The following is a 24,294-nucleotide window of genomic DNA, read 5'->3' as shown; positions in this document are numbered from 1 at the left end:
TTGGTGGTTTTGACTGGTTTTAGTATAGCACAGATGGATGGGTTGTGCAATATGTATATTTCGTGAGGTTTTGAAAAGGAAACAAGTTAAAAATTTTTCTAATCTATTCTCCGTACCAACTTAGTTGTGCATTCCATAGTTTTTGATAAAGTGAATCTGAATTTGCTAACAATTCTTCATGTTTTCCCTGCTCTGCTATTGTACCATGATCCAGCACCAGTACCCGGTCAGCCATTTTTGCAATACTAAGACGATGTGAAATAATGATAAGCGTACTGTCATTTCCTATACGTCTGAAAATAAGATCATTTAATTCTTTTTCATATAGCGGATCAATGGCTGATGTAGGTTCGTCCAATAAAAAGAAAGTCCCTCCGTGGTAAAATGCTCTCGCCATCGCCAATTTCTGCCATTGCCCTCCCGACAAATCTACTTTTCCAAACTCCCGTCCAAGAATTTCATTTTTTGCAATCTGACTGAGGTTTAGTTCTGTAAGAAGCTCTTCTGCAAGTACTGGATTTTTTAATTCCAATTCCTGGGGAGCAAGATTTTCCAGCAACGTTAATGCATATTGCTGATATTCCTGAAACATAACAGAAGGTGTATCAGCGAGAACACCTTCATTTTTCCCTTCTGTAACTACCAGTAATCCTGCCAGTAATTTAGAAAGCGTTGTTTTCCCAGCACCATTCACCCCCACTATAGCGATTTTCTCTCCGGCATGTATTGTAAAATTCAAATTATGAAGCACCGGTTCTTTTCCCGTCGGGTACGTAAATCCTGCATGATGGAATGCAATTTTACCCGTTGATGCGATTCTTTGTGTTTCGTTCTCTGTATCCAGAAACAGGAAAAATGGTTTTACCATTAGACAAAACTGCGAAAAAGCTCCCAAGTCTGAAAACAACTGTGCATACTGATTCTGAAGCTGAAATGTTGCAGAAACTGCTACCATGAACGCTGGATAATCAATTTTTCTCTGGAAAAACAAATAGCCGGCCAGTACATAGACACCTGCTGTTGCAGCAACATTTAAAAACATCAAAAAAGTACGAATCTTTAACACCTGCATTTCCACTTCATATTCTTTTTCACGCAGTTTTCTGGAAGAAGTTTTCCATTTCTGAATAAGAAAATCACTGCTTTCATATACAATCCGCTCTTTTGTGTAGCGGATATCAGTTGTACATTCTTTTCGGTCCTTTTCTTCTTTTGCAAGAGCCGCTAATTGTGTACGCCTGCGACTTTTTAAAATTGCTTCACTGACATTTCCAAAAAGTGCTGGAATGGCAGCCAGTACAATAAGAAGAAAAAAAGACGAATGGATAATAGATGCATATCCAGAAAGAAGAACAATTGACAGCACCGCACCAGATAAAGTAATCACGCATTCGACTACCCGATATACATTGATACTTGCAACTTTCGCTTCCCATAGTCTGTTATAGAAGGACGGCATCTCATAATAACGCATCGCAATTTTTCCACATTTTTCATGAAGTATCAATTTTGTTTTCTTCTCAAATTCCAGCAATCCTCCGAACTGAACAATCACACGCTCATAGTAAATGGTGTAGCTTTTCATCAGAAACAAATACGCTCCATAGAGCAAAACCGGAAGAAGCAATGTTAATACCTGATAGTCTGACAATACAGACTTTTCGGCAAGCTGATAGATTCGGCGACTGATCTGAATGCCAAATACTGGAAGTACAGCCAGAAATAGGTGGACGAATATCATCCCTGCAAAATGTTTTGGCATCATTTCTGCACCCAGTTTGAGACATTTCGCCACAACCGTATGCTTACAGTTAAATTTCATCCACATACATCTCCTTCTGTGTTTGATAAAGTTTTCGATAAACTCCATTTTTGCGCATCAGTTCTTCATGACACCCATGCTCTACCAACTGACCATGATCCAATACAAGAATTTCATCCATCTGACTGACAGCGCCGAGACGGTGCGTGATAAATAACGTTGTCTTTTCTTGAAATATATGTTCACTCAATCTATATACTTCCCGTTCAGAAATAGGATCAAGACTGGCTGTCGGTTCATCCAAAAGAATGAAATCTGCCTCCGAAAGAAAAGCTCTGGCAATTGCCAGTCTTTGCAATTGTCCTTTTGAAAGTAATGTTCCTTCTTCTGTCAAAAGTGTAAGTGGTGTGTCAAGCCCCTGCTTCAGATTTGAACATTCTAGCATGTCCAGTACCTCTGACACTCTGGCATTCGAAAGATTCGAATCATTTCCCATCAAAAGATATTCCCTTACAGTTACCGGATAAACCTGAAAATCCTGAAATAGCGCTGTCTTTTTCTCAGTTCCATCATAGATTCTGCCATTTGTCGGTTTATAAAGATCAAGCAACAGTTTTGCAAGTGTCGTCTTTCCAGCCCCATTTACTCCAACAAGACCATAGTGTTTTCCCTTTTCAAAAGTAAAGCAGATCCCTTTCAAAGTATCTTCATTATTTTCATAATAACGAAACTGTAAATTGTCCAAAGACAATACATTTTCTCTGGGTGATTCTGCCCTGAAGTTATTCGCTGACCCTTTTTCCAAAAAATCATTTTCTACAAATCGGATTAATTCTGTGCGAAGACCATGAAACTCCCGAATTGGAAATACGCTTTCTGCACACCGTGAAAGTTCCTCTAGCATTCTTGCAATGGTTTCCGTGATTGCGGTATAAGTTCCGAGTGTAATCGACTCCATTGTATTCGGCAAAGCAAAATAAAACATTACAAAAACTGTAATTCCTATCAAAATACTCTCGAGCAATATTTGTCCACGAAACCGAGTATGACCACTCTTTCGATTTATCCTGGCAGCCTGATCAAATTCTTTTGAAAATCGTTCATCCATAGCCTTCGATGTGTCATAAATCCGGCGCTCATAAGCATATTCCCGTTTAATTTGTAAATCAGAAAGATAATTAAACCGACGTGCTGTCTCCATATATCGTTTCCAAAAACCAAAGGTATTTTTTGTTGTCCGTAAATTAATCACAAAAGCAACTAAAACGAGTATGCTCATAACAAGTATTGCGAAAAATGAAGTATTTCTCATAAACCAGACTAAAACGATAGAAGACAAAACAAGTCTGAGCCAACTGACTAATGCATCCGTATATTCCAATGATTTTTCAAAATATGAATCGGATCGTTTTATTATTTCCTGTATATTTTGCTGTTCTAAAAATTGAAGAGAAAGTTTTTGACAGACATGCATAATCTTTTCCGGCATTACGTCTTTATATTGTTTTGTAATCCATATTTTCGCAGCCTGTTTAAATATATGTAAGATGTTTTCTAGTAAAAACAATATAATGATCCAAATAAAATCCATTATAATAATTTTAGAAGAAGCATCATATACAATATGGTCAATTAAAAAAAGCTTTAAAAATATCTCAGACAAAACAACAAGATGTATTATTGTCTGTACAAATACCATTGTAAAATAAATACTTTTATTGTACTTTTTTTCGTTTCTCATTTCATCGTCCTAACAATCAATTCCTAATAAGATTTCCCTTTCCACCTCATTTTTTATATCATATAAGAGACTTCCATAAATTTCTTCAGCTTTCGAAATAGTTTGTTCATAAATAAGTTTTAAGAAATTATCTTTTCCACCTTGTTCCAACAACTTAGTGCAAAATTTGCAAGCAATAAAATTAGAATAATTTCTATCATAACTATCATAATTATTCCATATTTCAAAAATATCTATGTCATGCTTATTTAACATATAATGATTATTATATTTTACACTATTAAAACATTCAGCAACTCCTTCATTTATAAATTTTGTTTTACTTTTAATTCTCCCTTCCATATTATAACTACTAAATCTCATAATTAATCCCTCTCATTATATCTTTACTGAAATTCGTAATTTACAAGATAGGTGTCTTTACTTGCACTAAATATCTACATTTTAATACGCTTTATATTTGCATAATTTACATAGCACCACAATTTCCAGTGCATTTGCAAGCATCTAGTGGAGAAATATGTTCTGTTTTATGCAGTTCACTGGCCATAGTTTCTATTTGTTGAATCGGGTTCGTTCGTGCATCTTTAATAACTTCAAAAATATCATTTTTTTATCATTTTTCATTTCATTCACCTCTCCAATAAAGACACCTATTATCTTTAATATATCACAGATGGGATAATTATCAATATATTACTCGATACAAGGAATAATATTCAGTCTTTTTTGTTGTTTTATTATTTTTTTGACAAATCAATTTAAAATATATCATTGAACATTTGTGATAGAAAACGGTTTTTATTTTATATAATGTAAGCGTATCGTTTTGTAAAGAGCAATATTGTAGTTTTATGCAAAAAATGTTAAAAACAGTAATTCAAGCAACTTTATTATAGTTTTACGCCTCATTTATATAATATCACTAAAAAATGACAGAAAAATCTGTTTTACAACTGTCTTTTATAATATCATACAATTTCTTTTGTCCATTCTTCATCCACTCTGCTCACAGTAATATAATCTTATTTTTTTCGACTTAGGTAAGTGAGATGCTGGAGATGAAAATTATTGGTTTGACGGGACTTTTGTTTAGAGGGGACGCCAAACTGGCGCGGGAGCGCGGTTTGGCTGGATGGGTGGTTTGACGGGACTTCTGTTTTTGGGGGACGCGGAATTGGCGCGGGGCGCGATTCCGCTGGATGTGTTTGTGAGTTTGTGGGTCGAATGATTTACATACAAGCCGGTCAGAGTCTCACAAGCAAAGCTTGTTCGACCGTTGGCGGCGCCAACTAACTAATCAGAAATAGAAGGAGTCCCGGAAAAGCATGCGAGCATGTTTTTCCGGGACTCCTTCTATTTCCGCTTAGCTGACCGGCTTGTTGCCTATCGCTTAGTTATTGATCAGTTTATCTTCACCATTCCAGCTGTAGAGTTTTCTGATTTCTTCTCCTACTACTTCTGATGGATGTTCTGCGGCTTTCTTTCTCATTGCTTTGAAGTGTACCTGACGTCCTGCCGGTGACATGTCGAGAAGGAATTCTTTTGCGAATGTTCCGTCCTGGATGTCTGAGAGGATCTTCTTCATTGCTTTCTTTGTATCTTCTGTGATGATCTTTGGTCCTGTGATGTAATCACCGTATTCTGCTGTGTTGGAGATTGAGTATCTCATTCCGGCGAATCCGCTCTGGTAGATCAGGTCTACGATAAGTTTCATTTCATGGATGCATTCGAAGTATGCGTTTCTTGGATCGTATCCTGCTTCGCAAAGTGTTTCGAAACCTGTCTGCATAAGGGCACATACACCACCGCAAAGTACAGCCTGTTCTCCGAAGAGGTCTGTTTCTGTCTCTACTCTGTATGTTGTTTCAAGAAGTCCTGCTCTTGCTCCACCGATTGCAAGACCGTAAGCAAGTGCTCTGTCCCAGGCTTTTCCTGTGTAATCCTGTTCTACTGCGATCAGACATGGTGTTCCTTTTCCTGCCTGATATTCGCTTCTTACTGTATGTCCTGGTGCTTTTGGAGCGATCATTGTTACATCTACGTATGCCGGAGGTGTGATGCATCCGAAGTGGATGTTGAATCCGTGTGCGAACATCAGCATGTTACCTTCCTCAAGGTTTGGTTCGATGTCTTTCTTATACATATCAGCCTGAAGTTCATCGTTGATAAGGATCATGATGATATCAGCTTTCTTTGCAGCTTCTGCTGCTGTATATACTTCAAATCCCTGAGCTTCTGCTTTTGCCCATGATTTGCTTCCTTCGTAGAGACCGATAATGACATTGCATCCTGAATCTTTCAGGTTCAGTGCATGTGCATGTCCCTGGCTACCATATCCGATGATAGCGATTGTCTGTCCTTCTAATACTGATAAATTACAGTCTTCCTGATAAAAAATTCTTGCTGCCATTTTTTATTTCCTCCTATGACTTATTGAATTCTATAGAGTTAAAGGCTCCATGCCCCTAGCTTTCTTAGGTAACTACTGCTGCATCCCTGAAGGTGCCGCTTTCGAGCTCGTCGCTCTTTTCAAAACGTCTCTCTGCTTTAATCAAACATGATCACATCATCGCTTCCGCGCTTCAGTCCGGTAATACCGGTTCTTGCCAGCTCCAGGATCTCATATCCGTCCAGAAGCTCCATAAACGCTTTCAGCTTTGATTCGGTTCCCGTCAGTTCAATCATCAGACAGTCTTTTTCAACATCAACGATCTTCGCACGGAAAATATCTGCCAGTGAAATAAGTTCTGCTCTTTCAGATGCATTTGCACGAACCTTGATCATAACCAGTTCTCTGCATACTGAATTGCTGTCATTTAACGGCTTAATCTCGATCACATCTTCCATCTTGCGAACCTGCTTCTCGATCTGTGAAAGAATCTGTTCATCTCCACTTGCTACGATCGTGATCCTTGTAAATCTCGGATCTGCAGTTGTACCTGCGGTAATACTTTCAATATTGTACCCCCGTCTGCTGAACAATCCTGCCATACGGCTTAATAGTCCCGGATTGTTATAAACCAAAATTGAATAAGCTTGTTTTCTCATAACATACTCCTTTACTTTACAAAACAGAGTGCGTTCTGTTTTTTTATTGTAGCAATTGACACCACCTTTGTCAAGTAGCTTTCTAAAATTTTATCACTTTAATTCGATTTTATCAATTACAGGAACCTCTAATTATCGTTTTCACACTGATTTTTCCGGATTTTGTCAAAATATATCCTTTTATCATCTGGACATATAATTCTTCAATTGCCTGTCGGACAAATCGTTTTTTGTCAAATTCGACTGTTGTCAGCTGCGGTCGGCAAATGAGTGCTGTTTCTTCTTTTCCGACCGCCATCACTTCAATTTCCTCCGGCACCTTGATTTCCAGATCATGCAGATAACCGACAGCCTCTGCTCCCTGTACGGCAGATGCAAATACGAGCATATCTGCGGATAAAGCAAGCCCTGCCAGCCGGATTTTATAGAACATTCTCCGCAGATCCCTGTCTTTTGGAATTTCCAGATATTGTTCTTCTTCAAGACAGCAGCCTTTTTTTGAAAATATTTTCTGCATTCCCTGCCATACCACTTTTCCGTACTCTTCCGTTCCATCCAGAAACCAGATTCTCTGTTTCTCTCTTTTAAACAGAAACCTTGCGACTTCCTCACCGGCTTTTCCGTAAATCCGGTCTGTTCTGTATATCGCAGCCACCGGAACTGCACACATCTGTCGGATTCTTGTACACGCCTCTTCATTGAGCCAGATACAGATAACCCCATCCAGTTTCCATACCGCCGCATATCGTACAAATTCTTCTGCTGTTTTTACAAAATGCAGCAACATATAGTATTCCCTCTCATCCAGACTCTTCTCGATCTCACGCAGTATTTCTTCTAATTTTTCACTCTCCTGCTCCCATTCCTGCCTTTTTCCAACAACTACAGCAATCATCCCGGAAGATTTTCCGGAAAGGATACGTGCTCCCATGCTTGGGGCATATTCCTGTTCATCCAGGATCTCCTCTATCCTTTTTCTCGTCTTTCTTGATACTTTTTCCGTTCTTCCATGGATCACATTCGATACAGTTGTTGCACTCACTCCGGCTATTTTTGCAATATCTTTGATCCTGATTTTCCCCTCAGCCATTTCTTTCCCCCATTTATTTCTTTTGTTTTTTCTGTTTCTACTATCTTACACTTCTTTTCTTCTTTCTTACTAATTCGCATTTTTTCGACATCACCTGTAACTTTTCGATAAAATATTTTACAGATCATTGCCCGAATATCCACCTTGTGCTATCCTTAATCTGTTAAATATTTTTTCAGATACAGGAGATTGAATCATGGATGGTATTATATTTGACGTAGACGGCACACTCTGGGACTCAACCGAAGCAGTTGCCAGATCCTGGAATCAGGCGATAGAGGAGAATACAGATTTTTCCCTCTCACTTACAGCAGATTGGCTTAAGTCACTTTTTGGAAAAACAATGGATGAGATCACGCTTGCACTCTTTCCTTCCTGCCCAAAAGAAGAACGTGACCGAATCGGCTATCTTTGCTTTAACTATGAAAATCGGCTGCTTGAAACCGATCACGGTGTTCTTTACCCAGATGTTGCGCAGACACTGGAAAACCTTTCTCAGAAAACCGACCTTTATATCGTCAGCAACTGCCAGTGTGGATATATCGAAGTTTTTCTAAAAACGATGGGACTCGAAAAATATATCAAAGATTTTTTATGCTTTGGTCAGACACAGGTTCCAAAAAATGAATCCATCCGTCTTCTGATGGAGCGCAATCATCTGCAGGATGTGGTTTATGTCGGAGATACTTCAGGTGATTTTGATGCCTGCCAGAAAGCAGACGTGCCTTTTATTTATGCTTCGTATGGATTTGGTGATATTCCGGATCCACCAAGACAGATTGGCGCAATCAGGGAACTTCCTGCTCTTCTTGGACTGTAGATTTTCTCTGTTTATGTTCCTGGTTCAGGATTATATAGCAGTTTTTTCCATCATTCAGCATCAGCAGAGTCTGCCACCGGTAGTTTCCTTCCATACACATGACAATATAAAAAGATCAGAGTCTGATAATCACATTTTTTATCATTCTCTGATCTTTTTATATTGAATTCTTTCCAGTGGATTTTTCCTTCTCTTTATTCCACATCCTCTTCATCAAATTCACACACCACATAATACCCCTGCGGTGTCTGCTTTACGTCAATCACCTTTCCCTGTCCTGACTTAAGTCTCTGCCATGAACGATAATTGGCGCTCATTGCCACAGCCGGCTCAATCGTATAATAAAAATACGCAGCTACAACGCCCTCTGTCACATCAACAATCTGTCCGGGTTCAACCAGTCCCGGACGCTCCATTTTAAATTCCATCTGTCTCATTTTCGCCTGATACCTGCCTCTTTTTCTATATTGTATTCGTTTTTTCTTGTAATTGCAAGTATTTACACAGTCTGTTTTGTGACGAAGCTTTGAAGTAGAACGCCGCTGTCAGGTGGTCTTTTTAGCCACCTGATCTAAAACAACTGAAATCACATTATCCTTCGTTCTATTCGGATTTCTTACACTGTTTTTCATGCAGAACTTCCGGAACGATCATATAATGCTCCTCAATCAATTTTGCTGTCTTTTCAACAGGCAATTCTTTTATTCCTTTTAAAAGGATCTCATGATTGTAGCGAAGTACATCAAAGGGGATGATGGATTCAACACCCATTGTATAATATCCGCACAAATTGCTTTCCCGGAGCATTGCCCATATTTTATATAAGGTTTCGCACTTTGCTGCTCGAACAATGCATGAATGAAACTGTTCATCATAACACATAATGTGGTACACATCTTTTTCTTTCGCAGCTTTTTCCATCTGCTCCAGACACTCATCCATTTCCCGTTCGATTTCTTCCGGAAGTTTTCCGGCAATGATCCTGATTGCCAGAACTTCCAGGGTAGAGCGGACAAGATATTTTTCCTGCATTTCTTCATAGGAAATCGTCTTTACTGTACTGCCTTTATGAGACTCATAAACAACAAATCCTTCCTCCCCAATATGACGCAGGGCTTCTCTGACCGGTCCCCGGCTTACATGAAACTTCTCCGCAATATCTTCTTCTACAATTCGTTCCCCCGGTTTGATCTTCCCCCGAATGATGTCTTCTCTTAATACATCAGCGATTTGCTGCCAAAGAGTTTTTCTTTGTATTGATGCCTTCCTGGTATAATCCATTCATTCTTCCTTTCAGATTTTTGCAGTTTTTTATAAAAAGAACAGGCTGATCCCCACAATTACTGCCAGTGTAATGGCCAGAGCCGGCCAGAGTGCCCAGAATGCCCCCAAAACCATAGCCAGATAATCTCCCTTTTCAAAAACAATGTTCTGGTCACTCATCTGCTTTTTAAATTCCAGGAACTTTTTATCCTGTTCTTCCAACTGTCTTCCTCGTTTGCTGTATCCTCCAAAAAAGCTCATGCTAATTCCTTTCTGATTTTATGAATCCTTTTCTACTCCGAGTGGATTATGACAGGCTACAAAATGTCCCGGTCTCATTTCCACAAGTTCCGGTGTAATATGCTTACAGATTTCTGTACAGTATTTACATCTTGTATGGAACTTACATCCTTTCGGCGGATGAACCGGACTTGGGATATCTCCTTCAAGTGGAATCATCTCTCTATTTGAATCTACGTCTGTCGTCGGAATTGCTGATAACAGCGCTTCTGTATATGGATGTGTAGGGTGATCAAACATTTCCTGTGACTCTGCAAGCTCTACGATGTTTCCAAGGTACATAACACCAATTCGGTCACTGATATATTTTACAACACTCAAACCATGTGAAATAAATAAGTATGCAAGATTGTCTTCGCTTCCGAGATCTTTCAGAAGGTTGACGATCTGCGACTGAATGGAAACGTCAAGTGCGGAAACCGCCTCATCGCAGACTACGAATCTTGGTTTCAATGCAAGTGCACGTGCAATACCGATTCTCTGTCTCTGTCCACCGGAGAACTGATGTGGATAACGATGGATCATATATGGTGCAAGTCCACATTTTTCCATGACTTCCATAACATACGCCTGCATTTTTTCATCATTTTTCTTAAAAATGCCATGTGCAAGAAGACCTTCTCCGATGATCTGTCCAACTGTCATACGTGGATTCAGTGATGAGTATGGATCCTGGAAGATCATCTGCATATCTTTACGAAGGAAACGCATTTCTTGTGTTTTCAGTCTCGCAAGATCTACTCCATTATCACGGTATGATTCGTATTTTGTAAAAGCTTCATCATTTTTATATTTGCTGCGGAGTTCTTCTAACTTCTTCTCCGCTTTTTCAAGTTCCACTTTCTTCTCTGCGATTTCTTTTGTCTTATCGACACCTTCCATCTGGTTTTCTTCATTTAAACCGCTGATCACTCTGGCAACTTTGAATTTTTCAAGCAGTAACTGTTCTGCTTCTTTTGTGTCATCTAAGCTATAGAATCCACCAATGATCTGAACAAGATTCAGGAATTCCATATTACATTTCTTCTGGATATTTTCACATTCGGCCTGTTTCTGGAATTTTTCCGCAGAATCTTCCATTTTTTCATATTCCGCTTTTAATGCTTCTACCTTCGCTTCTAATTCGGCAATTTTCTTTTTACCAGAAGAAATATTTTTGATTGTTTCGTCTACATAAAGCGGTGCCATATCGGTAAGAGTTCTGCCGTAATACATTGTCTTACCTTCTGTCTGTTTGTAGATCTGAAGTAAAGTTCTTCCAAATGTTGATTTTCCACATCCGGATTCTCCAACAAGACCAACTGTTTCTCCTTCGTAAATATTCAAAGTAATTCCGTCATTGGCTCTTACATACTCCTGCTCTTTCTGGAATAACTTTGTTTTCTTAAGTGGAAACCACTGTTTCAGATCCGTGACCTTCAAAAGCACTTTCTTTTCATCATTATTTGGCATGGCGTGCCTCCTTATCCGGGTAGAAACAACGAATCAAGTGATTGTCTTCTGCCAACTCTAATTTTGGTTCTTCATTCATACATTTCTCTGTTGCATATTTACAACGCGGAGCAAATTTACATCCCTTCGGAAGATTGAGCGGATGAGGTACTGCTCCCGGAATTGCCTCAAGTCTTGCTCCGACCGGTGTATCCAGACGTGGAATTGAAGTCATAAGTCCTTCCGTATATGGATGTGAACAGGTTGTCTCTTTTGCAAAGATAGTTCTTGCTTTACACATTTCCACAACCTGACCACAATACATAACTGCCACTTCATCTGCCATCTGGTTGATAACTCCAAGGTCATGTGTAATGAACAGAATAGAGGTCCCTTTTTCCTTTTTCAGTTCATTCATCAGCTTTAAGATCTGTGCCTGAATGGTAACGTCCAAAGCAGTAGTCGGTTCGTCAGCGATCAGAAGACTTGGTTCGCAGGCAAGAGCCATGGCGATCATAACTCTCTGACGCATTCCACCTGACAGCTGATGCGGGAACTGTTTCATAACAGATTCCGGATTCGGGATCTTAACAGCTTTTAACATTTCAAGTGATTTCTCACTTGCTTCTTTTTTTGTGATTTTCTGATGGGTTAAATAAACTTCATTTAACTGTTTTTCGATCGTATATACCGGGTTCAAACTTGTCATCGGTTCCTGGAAAATAACGGAAATCTCATTTCCACGAATCTGGTACATATCATTGATTGTACACTCCGCAAGATTTCTTCCCTTGAAAGTAATTGTACCGCTGTCGATATATCCGTTTCCATCCAAAAGTTTTAAGATACTCATTGCCGATACACTCTTTCCACTTCCGGATTCTCCTACGATACCTAATGTTTTCCCAGGCTCTACTCGATAGGAAACACCGTTGACCGCTTTTACAATTCCTTTTTTTGTCTTAAAAAATGTATGTAGATCATCTACTTCCAATAAATATGCCATCGTTATTCCTACCTTTCATTTGCTTTCGGGTCAACTGCTCTACGAAGTCCGTCACCAAACAAGTTGATACTTACAGTACAAAGTCCTAATACAACTGACGGGAATACCCATCTCCACCAGTACTGTGAGATAACTTCTGAAGAACGACAGTTGTTCAGCATATTTCCCCATGAAGGAATTGGCTCTGCAACACCGAATCCTAAGAATGATAATCCGGATTCTGTCAGCATACAGGTTGCAAATGAGATTGTTGCCTGTACGATAATGATCGTCATTACGTTCGGTACGATATGACGGAAAATAATATTCTTTTCTTTTACACCCAGTGCTTTTGCAGCGACAACGAATTCTTTGTTACGTTCTGCAAGCACCTGTGCACGGACAAGACCTGCGATACCGGTCCATCCGAGGAAACCGAGGATCAACATGATCATGATGATTCTTCCGACATCAGATACTTTATTTCCGATCAAAGCAGAAAGGATCAGTGCCAGCGGGATAAACGGAAGGGATCCGACAACCTCTGCCAGACGCATAAGAAGGATATCCACAGTTCCACCGTAGTATCCGGAAATACCCCCTACTAAGATACCGATCGCGAACTGGATGATAACAGCGATGAATCCGACTGTCATAGTCATCTGTCCACCCTTTAAGATACGGTAGAATACGTTTCTTCCAAGATTATCTGTTCCAAGTAAGTAACCTTTCAGTCCCCATGTCACAACAGAGCCGTCTTCTTTGATAATACAGTTCTGATAATAGCCGGAAGCTAATTTTGCAATATTGGTTGCCTTAGCAGGAACCTTTGCCTGATTATTTTCATTTCCGCCCCAGGCTACTGCGTTTCCATCTTCTGTCACAACAACAAGATGGTTACGTCCACCTGAAATATCCACTGCTTTGCCCTGCACTTCTTCCGGTACGGAGAAAATATGGTTGTGATTGTTTCCCCAGACTTTTACAGTACCATCTTTTAATACAGCTGCTGCTGCTTTATCTGTTAAAGCGATTTTTTCTACTTTTCCCTGAATCTCTTCCGGTACATTATCTAAAGCAGTTTCTTTCTTTGCAAGCGAGATGACTTTTCCATCCTTTGTAAGGGCAATGGCTGTCTGAATATTTGCTTTTACTTCTTTGACTTTTTCATCCTTTACATTAGCTGTAGAAATATCAACTGCACTTGTATTTCCCCATGAAACAACTTTTCCGTCTTCTGTTACAACAACGGATACCTGATATCCTGCTTCAATGTCAGCAATCTTTTTGCCTTTCAGTTCCGGCGGAATCACATTAAGACCCATTCGGTTGAAGCCCCAGGTGTATAAGGTACCTTTATCGTTGATTGCCAGCACGTGGTCCTGACCAACTGCGATATCAACAACTTTTCCCATATCAGCCGGAATTTTTTTCAGGTTTTTCGTTAACTGTCCCCACTCATAAACGTAACCGTCTTTGTCTACTCCTACACCATATGTCGGACCAAATTCAATCACTTCGGCATTGTCTTTTAAATCTGACGGAACCGAAAGGAATGAAAATCCCGGTGCGATATTTTTCTGTGTTGGATCCTGATAGTTTAAATCCTGGTGAAACCAGATCGGAAGGATGAAGCACATTGCAAAAATTGATACAAATACAATCAATCCTCCCATAGCCAGTTTGTTTTCCAGCAGATTTTTTATAATCGTACGAAAAGGACTTTGCATCTGTTCTTCTTCAAGAACGGAACGCTGCTCTTTTTCTTTCTTCTTTCCAAATAACATTTGTCTTCCTCCTAATCGAGTTTAATTCTTGGATCAACGATACAGTAACATAAGTCTGTGATCAGGTTTGCAGCAAGTCCTAACAAAATGTAAAACATCTGCATGGACAGTGCGACTGTATAGTCATGCTGGTTCAAGGAATCGATCAGAAGTTTTCCGACACCTTTCCATGAGAACAGAGTCTCAATGATAACCGCTCCACCAAAGATACCTACGATAGAGCCTACGATCCAGCCTGTGATCGGGATCATCGCGTTACGGAACGCATGTTTGTAAATAACAGTTTTTTCTTTCAGACCTTTGGCACGGGCTGTTCTTACATAATCCATAGATAATGCATCAAGAAGAGCTCCTCTGACATAACGGATCAGACCACCGATACCTGTCAGACATACAATAATAGGAAGTGCCATATGATATAAATAATCTAAGAATGCACGGAAGCCTGTAAAATTTGCACCCGTTGTGACCATTCCACTGATTGGAAAGATCGGAATTTTAATTGCAAACAGGTAGATAAAGATCAGCGCCGAAATAAATGAAGGAATACTGATACCGATCATAGTTGCTACCTGGAGTGATGTATCAAACACCGTGTCTTTTTTTACCGCACATTTGATTCCCAGCGGAATTCCGATTGCGAAAAGGAAAATATAATATACAACGTTCAGGGCGATTGTATTTTTCATCGGAGGTCCGATCAGTTCTTTAACCGGAATACGATATACGGTAGAGTAACCGAAATCTCCCTGTAAGATATTTCCCATCCAGCTTAAATACTGAACCGGAATCGGTTTATCAAGTCCGAGACGTACTCTTGCCTGTTGATAAAGCATCTCATACTGTTCCGGTGAAACACTCTGCTTTTGTCCCTCGACCATAAGTCTGGCAGGGTCACCAGGTACCATTTTGAAAATACCAAACAGTAAGATGGAAAGCAGGAAGAATACTATAATAATATAACCAAGTCTTTTCAATATGTATTTTGCCATAATGTAGTTTTCTCCTTCTGGATGAAATAGTTATTCCTGAATTATTCATGACATGTGATTCTGTCCGAACCATTACCATAATTTTGTTTTCGTATAAAGAAAAGATACGGGAAGACAGAACATTTTCCTTTGTTCTGTCCTCCCTGTTTTGTCATGCATATCAAAAGTTAATAGAATTGATCTATTCTGATGAATCCTTTATGCTTATTCTTCAAAGTATGCATCTAATACCATTGCTCCCCATCCCACATGAGCTCTAGGAACGAAATTCTTAAGCTTCGGATTGAAGAACATATAAGAAACTCCTGATCCCATTGGAAGACTTGGAAGTTTTTTGTTGTATGCCAGCTGGAATTCTCCATATAATTTTCTAAATCCGTCAATGTCTTCAGGATCAACTTTCTGCATCTCTTTACCGATTGCTTTTAATTCCGGATCGGAAATGTAGTTAACATTCCAGCTTCCCATTAAACTCGGATCGTCATCGAAGCAGTTCCAGTAGAAGAGAATTTCCGGAATTCCGATACTACTGTAGAAAATGTTATATTCTGGTTCATCGATACCCTGGCGATTCAAATGGTTGATCATAAGTGCAAAGTCCATAGATGTGTATTTGTATTCCATACCGATCTTTTCTGCTTCCGGTGGGATTACTGTGTTGTAAAGTTTTGAGTAGTCATCTTCACAGCATGCTACTTCAACTTTTAATTTCATCAATTCACCATCTACTTCTTTATAACGGTATTTGTCTGTACCTTCTTTGTACTCTTCACCTTTTTCGTTCAGTGTCCAACCACCATCGATGAGTTCCTGTTTTGCTTTATCAAGGTCATATGAGTAGTGAATCAGTTCAGATTCAATATCATCTTTGATTGCTGCAAAATCTGTTGTAGCATCTGTTGCATAACAGTCTACCACTGTACCGTATCCGCCTGTTAACTGTTTGTTGATTTCATCACGGTCTACGATATAAGCGATTGCACGTCTTACTTCTTCAAACTGTGTCGGTCCAAAGTCACACATATAACGCATCTCGTTGATACGTGTTCCCGGTACAAGACCATAGTTTGCATCTAATTTTCCTTCTTCTACTTTTGTTAAAGCAGCTTCGATCTTTTCTCCTGTACCTGCTGAGTAGAAATCAATTGTTCCTTTTTCAAATTCGTCACGGATTGTTTCATCTGCAACCGGTTTGGAAATAATTGTCTGGATATGTGGTTTTGTTCCATCATATGTTCCAAGGTATTCTTCGTTGATTTCAAGTTCAACAGTTTCAGTTGTAAGGTCAACACTCTTTAATTTGTAAGGTCCGCATACAACCGGTGCTTTGTAACGGAATCCTTTATCCGGATCAAGCAAGGTTTCTCTGATGAGATCTTCTGTAAATCCGTCTGTAAGGTATGCTCCGTTTCCATCATCTTTCACGTCGCATCCAGGAGCGATTGCTGCAAGCGGTTCCGGTCCATAGGCAACATTTGCCATCTCATAATAGTTCGGAAGCTGATCTGCATTGATTGTCATAGAAAATTCGTAATCCCCAAGAAGGTTAACACCTGCGAATTCTTTTGTTGTTCCCTGTACATGATCGTTGTATCCAACTAAAGCCCATCCGTATGTTGCATCACCTTCACAGGCTGCAAATTCCGGAGAAGAATGAAGCAGAAGACTGAATACATAATCTTTTGCTGTAATCGGAGAACCGTCACTCCATTTCAGGTTATCATTGATTTCAAAACGGTATGTCTTGCTTCCGTCATCGTTTTCGATTACTTCGTGATCTTTAACAACAACCGGGTCCCAATCAAGAACATAATCACGATTGTAATCAGCGAGGGCGTAACCACTCATCAATCCAATGAATCCGGAGTTTGTTGCATTGTTTGACCATCCGCCGTACATATCCGGTGATAAGGTACCTGGTGAGATCGCAACTACAACCTGTCCTCCTACAGGTGCATCTTCCGGCGGTGCACTCTGCATGTCCTCGGTTACCTCAACTCCAACCTGTTTGCTTTCACCATCATCCTGATTATTCTGGTTCTTGCTGGAAGCTCCTCCACCGCCACAGGCTGTGACCGAGAGTACCATGATACCAGCCAGCATGAGGGCTATCATTCTCTTTTTCATTTTGCATTCCTCCATAAATGTAAACTTTGTGTTAAGACAATTATAACATTTTACCAATTAAACATCTATTATCGTTTTCGTTTTTGTGCATTTTTGTGGAATACGACGTATTTTTATTGTATACAAAAAAACAAGTCTTTCGTGGACGGATTTTACTACATATATGAACGATATCTGTTTTTCATTCACACACATTCAGATTGTTAACAGTCTACAATTTGTGCATTTTTAACAAATTGTTAAATGTTGACATTTGACTAAAAACAAAAAAATCTTGTTGCAACAAAATCATTTCAATATCGTTTTTTTATTAAATTAAAAAGTCTATCTGCAGTATCCGGTCCTGTTTTGCCAGTTTGCTTTGATTGATTAACTCCTACAAATGAATTCTTCGAAAGCCTTGTTGCAAACACAAGATAATCCTTAAACAACTCGACAGCTTCATTCTGAATAACATTTGCAGCGATAATAACGTCAATGCCTGGATTATGATTCTTTAACTCATCAATAATCCTCATTATTGATTTTCCAGTATTAATCACACTATCAACAATAACTACTCTCTCTGTATTAATCACAGGAGCATCATCTTGCTTCGGGTTCATCGAATAAAAAATGCCGCCTGCTCCCATATATACTCCGTCACCAAAAAACCTGCCACCTCGTTCCAAAACTAAGATTGATGTATTTTTCTCTGGGAATACGGCAGCAATGTGCCTTCCTATTTTTTCTCCTAAACGCACATGTGCTGCTGCCAGCCTACTTCCACTTATTCCTGAATTCGATTTGCAGATAGCAATATCAGCTTGTACTTCTTCGTCCTCATCAGCCAATATCACCAAAGAATGATCGTAAATCGGCACCAAGCCTGATAAGCTTTCATTCTTCAATGATCTGCTTATTCGCTTACCAATATACAGAAATCCTTTATCAGCCTCGCGTAACATATATAAATCAATCTTGCTATCTCCATAGGCAAAAATAGTGTATCCATGTTCTCGCAATTGCTTTACAACATAATACTTAACATCTGCACTTATGTATGGACTAGCAAATATAGTTCCAAGATTCTTAGCATTAGCAATATCGCTCCACAAATCTTTTATTCCAGAAGAAAGTACAACATAATTATTCGATGCAACTATGTCATACACTTCATTATTAATTGTTATCTCTGCAATTTTAGATTTGTCAATAGACGCGGTTTGTAATTCCTTTTCAAAAAGAAATGATTGATAGCCAGTATAAAAATCTCCATCGAAGATCTTTGTCTTGCCATTACAACAGAACCTATATGAATCTTGAATAATAATGGTTTTATCTCCGTCAACCATATACAAGATATCCTGCTTGTTGAACTGCTCCATTATTTGATTACAGATATCTGTCGCTAAATCGTAGGAGCTGAAACCTTCTCGAAGTAAAGATAAGAAATCAAAAAACTTATTCTGTTCTTCTTCATTATCACTTACAACGTAAAAGTCCTTATTTCGCCTATGACATTCCTCTCTAAGATTATTTATTTCAAATTCCTGCCATTGTCTTAACGACTCAATGGACTCGCCAGCAAACTTACCATTTTTCTCTGACAAAGCATATCTTTCCTTAAGATTTTCCGGAGAACAATACAGATAAATAAAGATATCGTACAACTCTCCGTCAGCCTCAGTAAATGCAACAGTTTCCATAAATGAATAGTGTCCATCTGAAACAATTACTTCATCATTCAAACCATTAATATATTCTGTGTATTTAATTCTAACTTGATGTTTCTCTTCTTCTGATAGTTCCAAAAAGGAACCACCGCAAATACGTCTCAACTCCTGGCTGCCATTAATAACCTTTGCATCAGTGATTCTATCCATCAATGTACTTTTGCCTGCACAAGGCATTCCATATAATGCTATCTTCAACCAGTAAACACCTCCTTGAAACAACAGCTTCTGTCAAAATCGATAACGTCAAAACTGACCTCATTTAGAGGTGTGTCGTAAGGCATTGAAAAAGGTAAATCGATACAATTACCACATATGAATATCTTTCCATTTGCGTAAAAAATATTATCCATTCCTGCACCACACATACCACCATACATGGTACAGTCGTAGCCACCAGTTCTAACATTCAATCGTTCCATCGCCTTATTCAAGAACGCATTAAAATCAGGTAACGATATCCCCTGTTTTCCAATCATCCTAGAAAACGTGATCCTATTACCAAATTGTTCAAAGAACCCTATGGTCGCTTCCGGATTATCAATTATCTCTTTTCCAACAGTACAATTCATAGAAGGATACTTTCCATTCACTTCTTTGTATAAAGCTATATTTGCCATCACTCGCTCATGAGTTCCACATCTATACTTGTCGTGAATAGCAGAGATTCCATCTACTGAAAAGCCAACATTTACATTGTATTCTTTGAAGAATTCTAACTTCTCACGATCAACTAAAAGACCGTTTGTAATGGTGTATGCAGCAATTCTTCCTGATTTCAAATAATCTCCAATATGAGCGATATACTGCTTAAGTTTCTCATAATCTAACATTGGTTCTCCATTACCCACGAACCCTAACTTAAACAAATCAATATCGTTGTCTTCAATATGTGAAGCAATAATATCAAGGATAGTAATTACATCCATATTGTCCTCTTGAATGTAATCCTTCTTCTCATGAAAATGGCAATAAGTACAATTGAGATTGCATCGATTATTTATCGATATACAAGCTCGTGTTACCATCTTCTATTCCCCCTCTTCTGACTATTCGTATTGTTACCTCTATTAAACTACTTTCTTGTAGGACCAGATTCATGATACTCACTAACCCAATCAGCAGCTGTTTTACCATCAATGTCAACGATCTTCTGATCAGCTCCTGCATCAATGAGTATCTTTCGAATATCCCAAGTATGCTTTTCCTTATTATTTTCAAAGTGACCATTCATGCAGGCCTTCATGAGCGCAGTAAATCCATTAGCGTCCTGCTGGTTAATACTGGTTCTTTCATCCTCACATAAAGCAATTACAAAATCCTTCTTTCCCTCCCAGGCAGCAATCATTAATGGCATATTGCCCTCATTCTTCTGGCGTACTTTTCCGGCATCAAAAGGATTTCTACTTCCAACATTAGGATTTGCCTTACATTCTAAAAGCAAAAACATAAACATCTCATAATCCTTCATCTGCACTGCATGCGATAGAGCAGGGAAATATCTACGACTGCAATCACGCTTATTCACATCTGCACCAAGCTGAATGAGCCATTTGATTTTTTCTTTTCTTTGCTCAATTGTGGCCCTATTATTTCTTACAGCAGAAATAATAAGGGTATTTCCATCCTGAAGATATGCATTAACTTCGTCTGCTGTCGGTTCTTCGCATTCCTCATATGAATCTGCGTAATAAGCGTCAATTCTAGCCAATTTAGTCATATTGATAAGATCCTGCTTAGTAGCCATATATTCTCTAAGATGTAATGCTGAAACGGATTCATGCCCTTTAAGATATGCTGAATAATCGGTGTCCTCTGTTATGATATCTATTTTGCAGTGATATGTATCAGAAGCCTCCTGTGCAATATATATTATTTTGCAATCTTCGTTATCTTCATCAGCATCGCCATTATATTCCATAAGAATTGTACGAGAACCATAGCTAATACCACGAATAACTTCCCAAGCCTTTCTCCCAAGAGAACCTGAATTCTTATTCTTTATATTATCTAATTCATCAACAACTACCTTTGGAATAACTACCTTGCTATATTCCTTGTTCAGTTCATCAATTAACTGTGAATTCTTAAGTAACGCTGAAGTATCTGGAACTGCAACCTTCTCCCCTCTTAAAAATTGTTCGGTCTGTGATTCTGACATTCCAAAAACCTTACAATATTTTCTTGCCATTTCCAATAGAGTTTTTTCTGCAGTTTTTCCACCTTCAACACGTGAAATAGACGACTTGTTCATACCAGTTCCTGGTTTCAAGCCCTCTAATACATCAATCTTCTTTGCCATGTCATCCATGGTACAGCCATTCTTTTCACGAAGCTCCTTCAATCTCGAACAAAGGAAAGCTATCTGATTATCATTTGCCATAAGTAACGCCCCTTTCACAGGTATGTATGTAATTTGATTATTGGCTTTATCTCATACTCTCATTATATACATCGTTGCATTTTTCACAACGAAAAGGTGTGTTTTTGCAACAAATATTCAAAAGGCGCAACTCATCACTTCATTTACTTAATATATGCAACTAAATGAAGCTACTTGCAACAACACAAATGTGGTTTTTTTCAAAGTTCCGTTTTTCGGATCAACGAAAAACTCCACAATGAAACCAGACCCTTGGCCTAACAAAAATAACCTTCTAGCGTACCACTGGAACAAGTACGCCAAAAGGTTTTCTGGTGTTAAATCATTTTCAATTTTTCATCACACGCACATATTTTTCCGCACTATTTTGTGGATATGTTTATTAAAATAGTGCCTTCAAACCCGCTTAAACTGGGCATTTCTTTGAAAGGAGACAAACTGTTTCAACGTGTTCCGTAAACGCAAACATTTCCACCGGCTGTATCTTTTTTACCTGATATCCTTTTTTTGTCAGATACTTCAGATCTCTTGCCAGTGTCTCCGGATTGCAGGAAATGTACACGATCTTCTCCGGTCCCATCTTCACTGCAGATGCCATAAATTTTTCATCACTTCCGGCTCTCGGCGGATCCATAAACAGCACATCCATACTATTTCCCTCTGCCGCCATCGCCTCCATAAACTCCCCGGCATCTCCCTGGAAAAATCTCACATTCCGGATCTGATTCTCTTTTGCATTTAATATTGCATCCTTCACGGCATCCTTATTAAGTTCTACACCGACTACTTCTTTTGCATGTCCCGATGCGATCAGACCGATCGTTCCGATTCCGCAATAGGCATCGATCACGCTTTCTTTCCCTGTCAGATGTGCAAATTCAATCGCTTTCTGATAAAGGATCTCCGTCTGCACCGGATTTACCTGATAGAAGGACTTTGGTGAAATCCGGAAAGTACACCCGCAGAGTTCATCCCGGATAAATCCTTTCCCATATAACACTTTTTCTCTCTCCCCAAGGATCATACTGGTCTTTCTGTCGTTGATATTAAGGACAACCGTTGTAATCTCCGGATGCTCTTTTCTGAGTGCTTTTACGAAATTATTAGACGATGGAAGGATTGGTGATCCAAGCACCAGAACCACCATAATCTCTCCGCTTTTAAACCCTCTTCTGATCAGCACATGACGGAACAGGCCATATCCTGTATCTTCATCATAGGTTTTGATCTTAAAAGATTTCAAAAGTCCCCGGATCGTCCGGATGATCTCCTGACTCTTTTTGTCTTCGATCAGACAGTTTTCAACAGGAACGACCCGGTGTGTCTTCGCTTCATAGGTTCCGGATACGATATTTCCCTTTCGGTCCCTGTCGAATACGGCGTGTACTTTATTTCTGTAATAATACGGATTCTCCATTCCGATGATCGGTTCTACTTTTCCGTATTTTGACAACAGAGCGTTCACCATTTTCTGCTTCTTTTTCAGCTGCTCCTTATATGGCACTCCCTGATACTGGCATCCTCCGCATTTTTTTGCCACTTTACAGGCTTCCGGTTCTGTCTGTTTTTTCTTTTCTTCCATTTTTTACCCTCTCTTCTTTTTTCATTCTTTTCTCAAAAGAGATCCGGCATATTATCCAGATACAACTCTTCTCTGACCTGGAGATGGTAATATGCTTTTTTTGTATCTGATGTATTCATTCTTATAACCCTTTTAATCGTTCAGATCCGTCTGGAATCTTGATAAATGTTCATACGGCAGGATCAGTCTCCCCCTGTATAATCCACATCCGTCATTGATGAGACTATTATTTGCCGCAGCAAACATATTGACTTCCAGATCCTTCAGTTCCAACCCCAGAAGCCGCATTCCTCTTTCGTATGCCTCATCAAAATAAATGCATTCTCCTTCCGGAATAGCTTCTCTTCTTGCCCTGACTCTTTCCTGTTCCTTCTCGTAGGCCTGGTGATTTGCCGCTCCAATCTCCGCTATATCATCCATCTTCTTTGTCCGCAGTTGTACTTCCATGTAACTTCTCGAACAGTTATCATAAAACGTGATGTGGAGTGATTGATAGCTGCCTCCGCTTCCATTGGAAATATAATCCCGATAATAAGGTTTCACCGCCTCATCCATAAAAGGAGATGTACTTTCAAGCACCCCTTTTGCAGGTTCTGCCGTAAATCCTCTTTCCTCCAGAAATCCCGGAAGAACATTCGCGATCCTGTATAAATACTTGATTTCCTCTTCTTCTCGCAGTTTGTCATCCTTGATATGGCATTTTGGAAGAGAAATTACCAGACGGTATGCGATAATATCCCGAAAGCAGCTCAGTTTTTCCCTTAGGTCAGGCACCGGCGGATAGGTATGATGTTTTTCATAATAATCATAAATATATTCTACAATATACCCGTTGAATTTTTCCTCTGCGCGGATCAGGGACTTGATCCTTCCTTTGAAAGTAAAAGCAAGCAGAGGATATTCCTGTACCATGTATTTATAAAAATCCCTGATTTTCTGCGACTGTGCAGTAAGGAAATCATTGTGTTCAAGCAGTTCCCTGAACTGGATCAGGAAATTGGAATGGATGAGATCTATTTCATTGTGATTCTTCTTTGCTTCTTTCTTCAGATCCACTGTATAATTTCTTAAAATCCGAAAAATCGTATCACCTGAATATAAATAGTCATTTAATGTGATCATACGTTCCACCCTTTCTATTTGATTTTCTTATACAGTATAGCAGAATCTGGCTGGATTGGATACCGTTTTGTTAAATAGAAGCAGGGATTGATCTGCTGCATATAATCCAGCAAGGTCAATCCCTGATTTATCATATTTCTAAA

At 39.1% G+C, this 24,294-nt stretch carries 21 protein-coding genes; 1 reads left to right on the top strand and 20 read right to left on the bottom strand.

The window, feature by feature from the left end:
• Positions 1-103: 103 nt before the first annotated feature.
• The 7 genes from NQ556_RS06050 to NQ556_RS06020 all read right to left on the bottom strand — a co-directional run bounded on the left by NQ556_RS06050 (position 104) and on the right by NQ556_RS06020 (position 7,787).
• Entirely contained in the window at positions 104-1,822 is a 1,719-nt protein-coding gene (locus NQ556_RS06050) for an ATP-binding cassette domain-containing protein (protein WP_022220263.1), read from the bottom strand.
• The gene (locus tag NQ556_RS06045; protein WP_022220264.1) at positions 1,812-3,503 is read right to left on the bottom strand and encodes an ATP-binding cassette domain-containing protein; all 1,692 of its coding nucleotides are present in this window, start codon (positions 3,501-3,503) and stop codon (positions 1,812-1,814) included. Before NQ556_RS06045 ends, NQ556_RS06050 begins: the two co-directional genes overlap by 11 nt.
• Positions 3,504-3,512: 9 nt before the next feature.
• A complete protein-coding gene (locus NQ556_RS06040; protein WP_022220265.1) occupies positions 3,513-3,866 on the bottom strand; it encodes a hypothetical protein in 354 nt (117 codons plus the stop codon).
• A 1,030-nt stretch (positions 3,867-4,896) separates the two neighbouring features.
• Complete coding sequence (gene ilvC, locus NQ556_RS06035; RefSeq protein WP_008369340.1) at positions 4,897-5,916, bottom strand: ketol-acid reductoisomerase; 1,020 nt, start codon at positions 5,914-5,916, stop codon at positions 4,897-4,899.
• Between the two features lie 137 nt (positions 5,917-6,053).
• Complete coding sequence (gene ilvN / locus NQ556_RS06030) at positions 6,054-6,554, bottom strand: acetolactate synthase small subunit (protein ID WP_008369341.1); 501 nt, start codon at positions 6,552-6,554, stop codon at positions 6,054-6,056.
• A 112-nt stretch (positions 6,555-6,666) separates the two neighbouring features.
• Positions 6,667-7,644, bottom strand: coding sequence for a LacI family DNA-binding transcriptional regulator (locus NQ556_RS06025; RefSeq protein ID WP_055155824.1), 978 nt, complete (start codon positions 7,642-7,644; stop codon positions 6,667-6,669).
• Positions 7,602-7,787: a hypothetical protein gene (locus NQ556_RS06020; RefSeq protein WP_156333056.1), complete on the bottom strand. Its 186-nt coding sequence runs from the start codon at positions 7,785-7,787 to the stop codon at positions 7,602-7,604. The genes NQ556_RS06025 and NQ556_RS06020 overlap by 43 nt, the downstream gene beginning before the upstream one ends.
• A 53-nt stretch (positions 7,788-7,840) precedes the next feature.
• On the opposite strand from NQ556_RS06020, the gene NQ556_RS06015 reads away from it, so the two are divergent.
• The gene (locus NQ556_RS06015) at positions 7,841-8,464 is read left to right on the top strand and encodes an HAD family hydrolase (RefSeq protein ID WP_055155823.1); all 624 of its coding nucleotides are present in this window, start codon (positions 7,841-7,843) and stop codon (positions 8,462-8,464) included.
• Positions 8,465-8,658: 194 nt separating this feature from the next.
• Here the strand turns inward: NQ556_RS06015 and NQ556_RS06010 are convergent, their stop codons facing one another.
• The 13 genes from NQ556_RS06010 to NQ556_RS05945 all read right to left on the bottom strand — a co-directional run bounded on the left by NQ556_RS06010 (position 8,659) and on the right by NQ556_RS05945 (position 24,151).
• Positions 8,659-8,901 carry a hypothetical protein gene (locus tag NQ556_RS06010; RefSeq protein ID WP_008369354.1) on the bottom strand — a complete coding sequence of 81 codons (243 nt, stop codon included), beginning with the start codon at positions 8,899-8,901 and terminating at the stop codon, positions 8,659-8,661.
• 166 nt (positions 8,902-9,067) lie between these two features.
• Positions 9,068-9,745: a GntR family transcriptional regulator gene (locus NQ556_RS06005; RefSeq protein ID WP_008369355.1), complete on the bottom strand. Its 678-nt coding sequence runs from the start codon at positions 9,743-9,745 to the stop codon at positions 9,068-9,070.
• Positions 9,746-9,775: 30 nt separating this feature from the next.
• Positions 9,776-9,988: a hypothetical protein gene (locus NQ556_RS06000; RefSeq protein ID WP_008369357.1), complete on the bottom strand. Its 213-nt coding sequence runs from the start codon at positions 9,986-9,988 to the stop codon at positions 9,776-9,778.
• 18 nt (positions 9,989-10,006) lie between these two features.
• Positions 10,007-11,479 carry an ABC transporter ATP-binding protein gene (locus NQ556_RS16510; RefSeq protein WP_173699060.1) on the bottom strand — a complete coding sequence of 491 codons (1,473 nt, stop codon included), beginning with the start codon at positions 11,477-11,479 and terminating at the stop codon, positions 10,007-10,009.
• A complete protein-coding gene (locus NQ556_RS05985; RefSeq protein ID WP_008369363.1) occupies positions 11,469-12,464 on the bottom strand; it encodes an ABC transporter ATP-binding protein in 996 nt (331 codons plus the stop codon). The genes NQ556_RS16510 and NQ556_RS05985 overlap by 11 nt, the downstream gene beginning before the upstream one ends.
• Positions 12,465-12,472: 8 nt before the next feature.
• Positions 12,473-14,230, bottom strand: a complete 1,758-nt coding sequence (locus tag NQ556_RS05980) for an ABC transporter permease subunit (protein ID WP_008369364.1) — start codon at positions 14,228-14,230, stop codon at positions 12,473-12,475.
• Positions 14,231-14,241: 11 nt separating this feature from the next.
• Positions 14,242-15,222 carry an ABC transporter permease gene (locus tag NQ556_RS05975; protein ID WP_008369366.1) on the bottom strand — a complete coding sequence of 327 codons (981 nt, stop codon included), beginning with the start codon at positions 15,220-15,222 and terminating at the stop codon, positions 14,242-14,244.
• 204 nt (positions 15,223-15,426) lie between these two features.
• Positions 15,427-17,349 carry an ABC transporter substrate-binding protein gene (locus NQ556_RS05970; RefSeq protein WP_147574909.1) on the bottom strand — a complete coding sequence of 641 codons (1,923 nt, stop codon included), beginning with the start codon at positions 17,347-17,349 and terminating at the stop codon, positions 15,427-15,429.
• A 293-nt stretch (positions 17,350-17,642) separates the two neighbouring features.
• On the bottom strand, positions 17,643-19,262 hold the full coding sequence (locus NQ556_RS05965) for an AAA family ATPase (protein ID WP_173686253.1): 1,620 nt from the start codon (positions 19,260-19,262) through the stop codon (positions 17,643-17,645).
• Entirely contained in the window at positions 19,259-20,092 is an 834-nt protein-coding gene (locus tag NQ556_RS05960; protein ID WP_044998588.1) for a radical SAM protein, read from the bottom strand. The genes NQ556_RS05965 and NQ556_RS05960 overlap by 4 nt, the downstream gene beginning before the upstream one ends.
• Positions 20,093-20,139: 47 nt before the next feature.
• Complete coding sequence (locus tag NQ556_RS05955; protein ID WP_008369376.1) at positions 20,140-21,447, bottom strand: ankyrin repeat domain-containing protein; 1,308 nt, start codon at positions 21,445-21,447, stop codon at positions 20,140-20,142.
• 406 nt (positions 21,448-21,853) lie between these two features.
• Positions 21,854-23,029 carry a 23S rRNA (uracil(1939)-C(5))-methyltransferase RlmD gene (rlmD, locus tag NQ556_RS05950; RefSeq protein ID WP_022220085.1) on the bottom strand — a complete coding sequence of 392 codons (1,176 nt, stop codon included), beginning with the start codon at positions 23,027-23,029 and terminating at the stop codon, positions 21,854-21,856.
• A gap of 132 nt (positions 23,030-23,161) precedes the next feature.
• Entirely contained in the window at positions 23,162-24,151 is a 990-nt protein-coding gene (locus NQ556_RS05945) for a hypothetical protein (protein WP_008369383.1), read from the bottom strand.
• Between the last annotated feature and the right edge of the window lie 143 nt (positions 24,152-24,294).

Origin of the sequence: Coprococcus comes ATCC 27758 (assembly GCF_025149785.1) — a bacterium.
GTDB lineage: Bacteria > Bacillota > Clostridia > Lachnospirales > Lachnospiraceae > Allocoprococcus > Allocoprococcus comes.
The sequence above is the reverse complement of the archived record's forward strand: the minus strand, read 5'-3'. Positions and strand labels throughout refer to the sequence as shown.

Coding starts and splice junctions, on each gene's coding strand:
- rlmD (WP_022220085.1), bottom strand. CDS start 23,029: ATGGAAGAAAAGAAAAAACAGACAGAACCGGAAGCCTGTAAAGTGGCA.
- NQ556_RS06010 (WP_008369354.1), bottom strand. CDS start 8,901: ATGAGACAGATGGAATTTAAAATGGAGCGTCCGGGACTGGTTGAACCC.
- NQ556_RS06005 (WP_008369355.1), bottom strand. CDS start 9,745: ATGGATTATACCAGGAAGGCATCAATACAAAGAAAAACTCTTTGGCAG.
- NQ556_RS05970 (WP_147574909.1), bottom strand. CDS start 17,349: ATGAAAAAGAGAATGATAGCCCTCATGCTGGCTGGTATCATGGTACTC.
- NQ556_RS06045 (WP_022220264.1), bottom strand. CDS start 3,503: ATGAGAAACGAAAAAAAGTACAATAAAAGTATTTATTTTACAATGGTA.
- NQ556_RS05945 (WP_008369383.1), bottom strand. CDS start 24,151: ATGATCACATTAAATGACTATTTATATTCAGGTGATACGATTTTTCGG.
- NQ556_RS06050 (WP_022220263.1), bottom strand. CDS start 1,822: ATGAAATTTAACTGTAAGCATACGGTTGTGGCGAAATGTCTCAAACTG.
- NQ556_RS05985 (WP_008369363.1), bottom strand. CDS start 12,464: ATGGCATATTTATTGGAAGTAGATGATCTACATACATTTTTTAAGACA.
- NQ556_RS06000 (WP_008369357.1), bottom strand. CDS start 9,988: ATGAGCTTTTTTGGAGGATACAGCAAACGAGGAAGACAGTTGGAAGAA.
- NQ556_RS06025 (WP_055155824.1), bottom strand. CDS start 7,644: ATGGCTGAGGGGAAAATCAGGATCAAAGATATTGCAAAAATAGCCGGA.
- NQ556_RS16510 (WP_173699060.1), bottom strand. CDS start 11,479: ATGCCAAATAATGATGAAAAGAAAGTGCTTTTGAAGGTCACGGATCTG.
- NQ556_RS05980 (WP_008369364.1), bottom strand. CDS start 14,230: ATGTTATTTGGAAAGAAGAAAGAAAAAGAGCAGCGTTCCGTTCTTGAA.
- ilvC (WP_008369340.1), bottom strand. CDS start 5,916: ATGGCAGCAAGAATTTTTTATCAGGAAGACTGTAATTTATCAGTATTA.
- NQ556_RS05960 (WP_044998588.1), bottom strand. CDS start 20,092: ATGGTAACACGAGCTTGTATATCGATAAATAATCGATGCAATCTCAAT.
- NQ556_RS05955 (WP_008369376.1), bottom strand. CDS start 21,447: ATGGCAAATGATAATCAGATAGCTTTCCTTTGTTCGAGATTGAAGGAG.
- NQ556_RS06040 (WP_022220265.1), bottom strand. CDS start 3,866: ATGAGATTTAGTAGTTATAATATGGAAGGGAGAATTAAAAGTAAAACA.
- NQ556_RS05975 (WP_008369366.1), bottom strand. CDS start 15,222: ATGGCAAAATACATATTGAAAAGACTTGGTTATATTATTATAGTATTC.
- NQ556_RS06015 (WP_055155823.1), top strand. CDS start 7,841: ATGGATGGTATTATATTTGACGTAGACGGCACACTCTGGGACTCAACC.
- ilvN (WP_008369341.1), bottom strand. CDS start 6,554: ATGAGAAAACAAGCTTATTCAATTTTGGTTTATAACAATCCGGGACTA.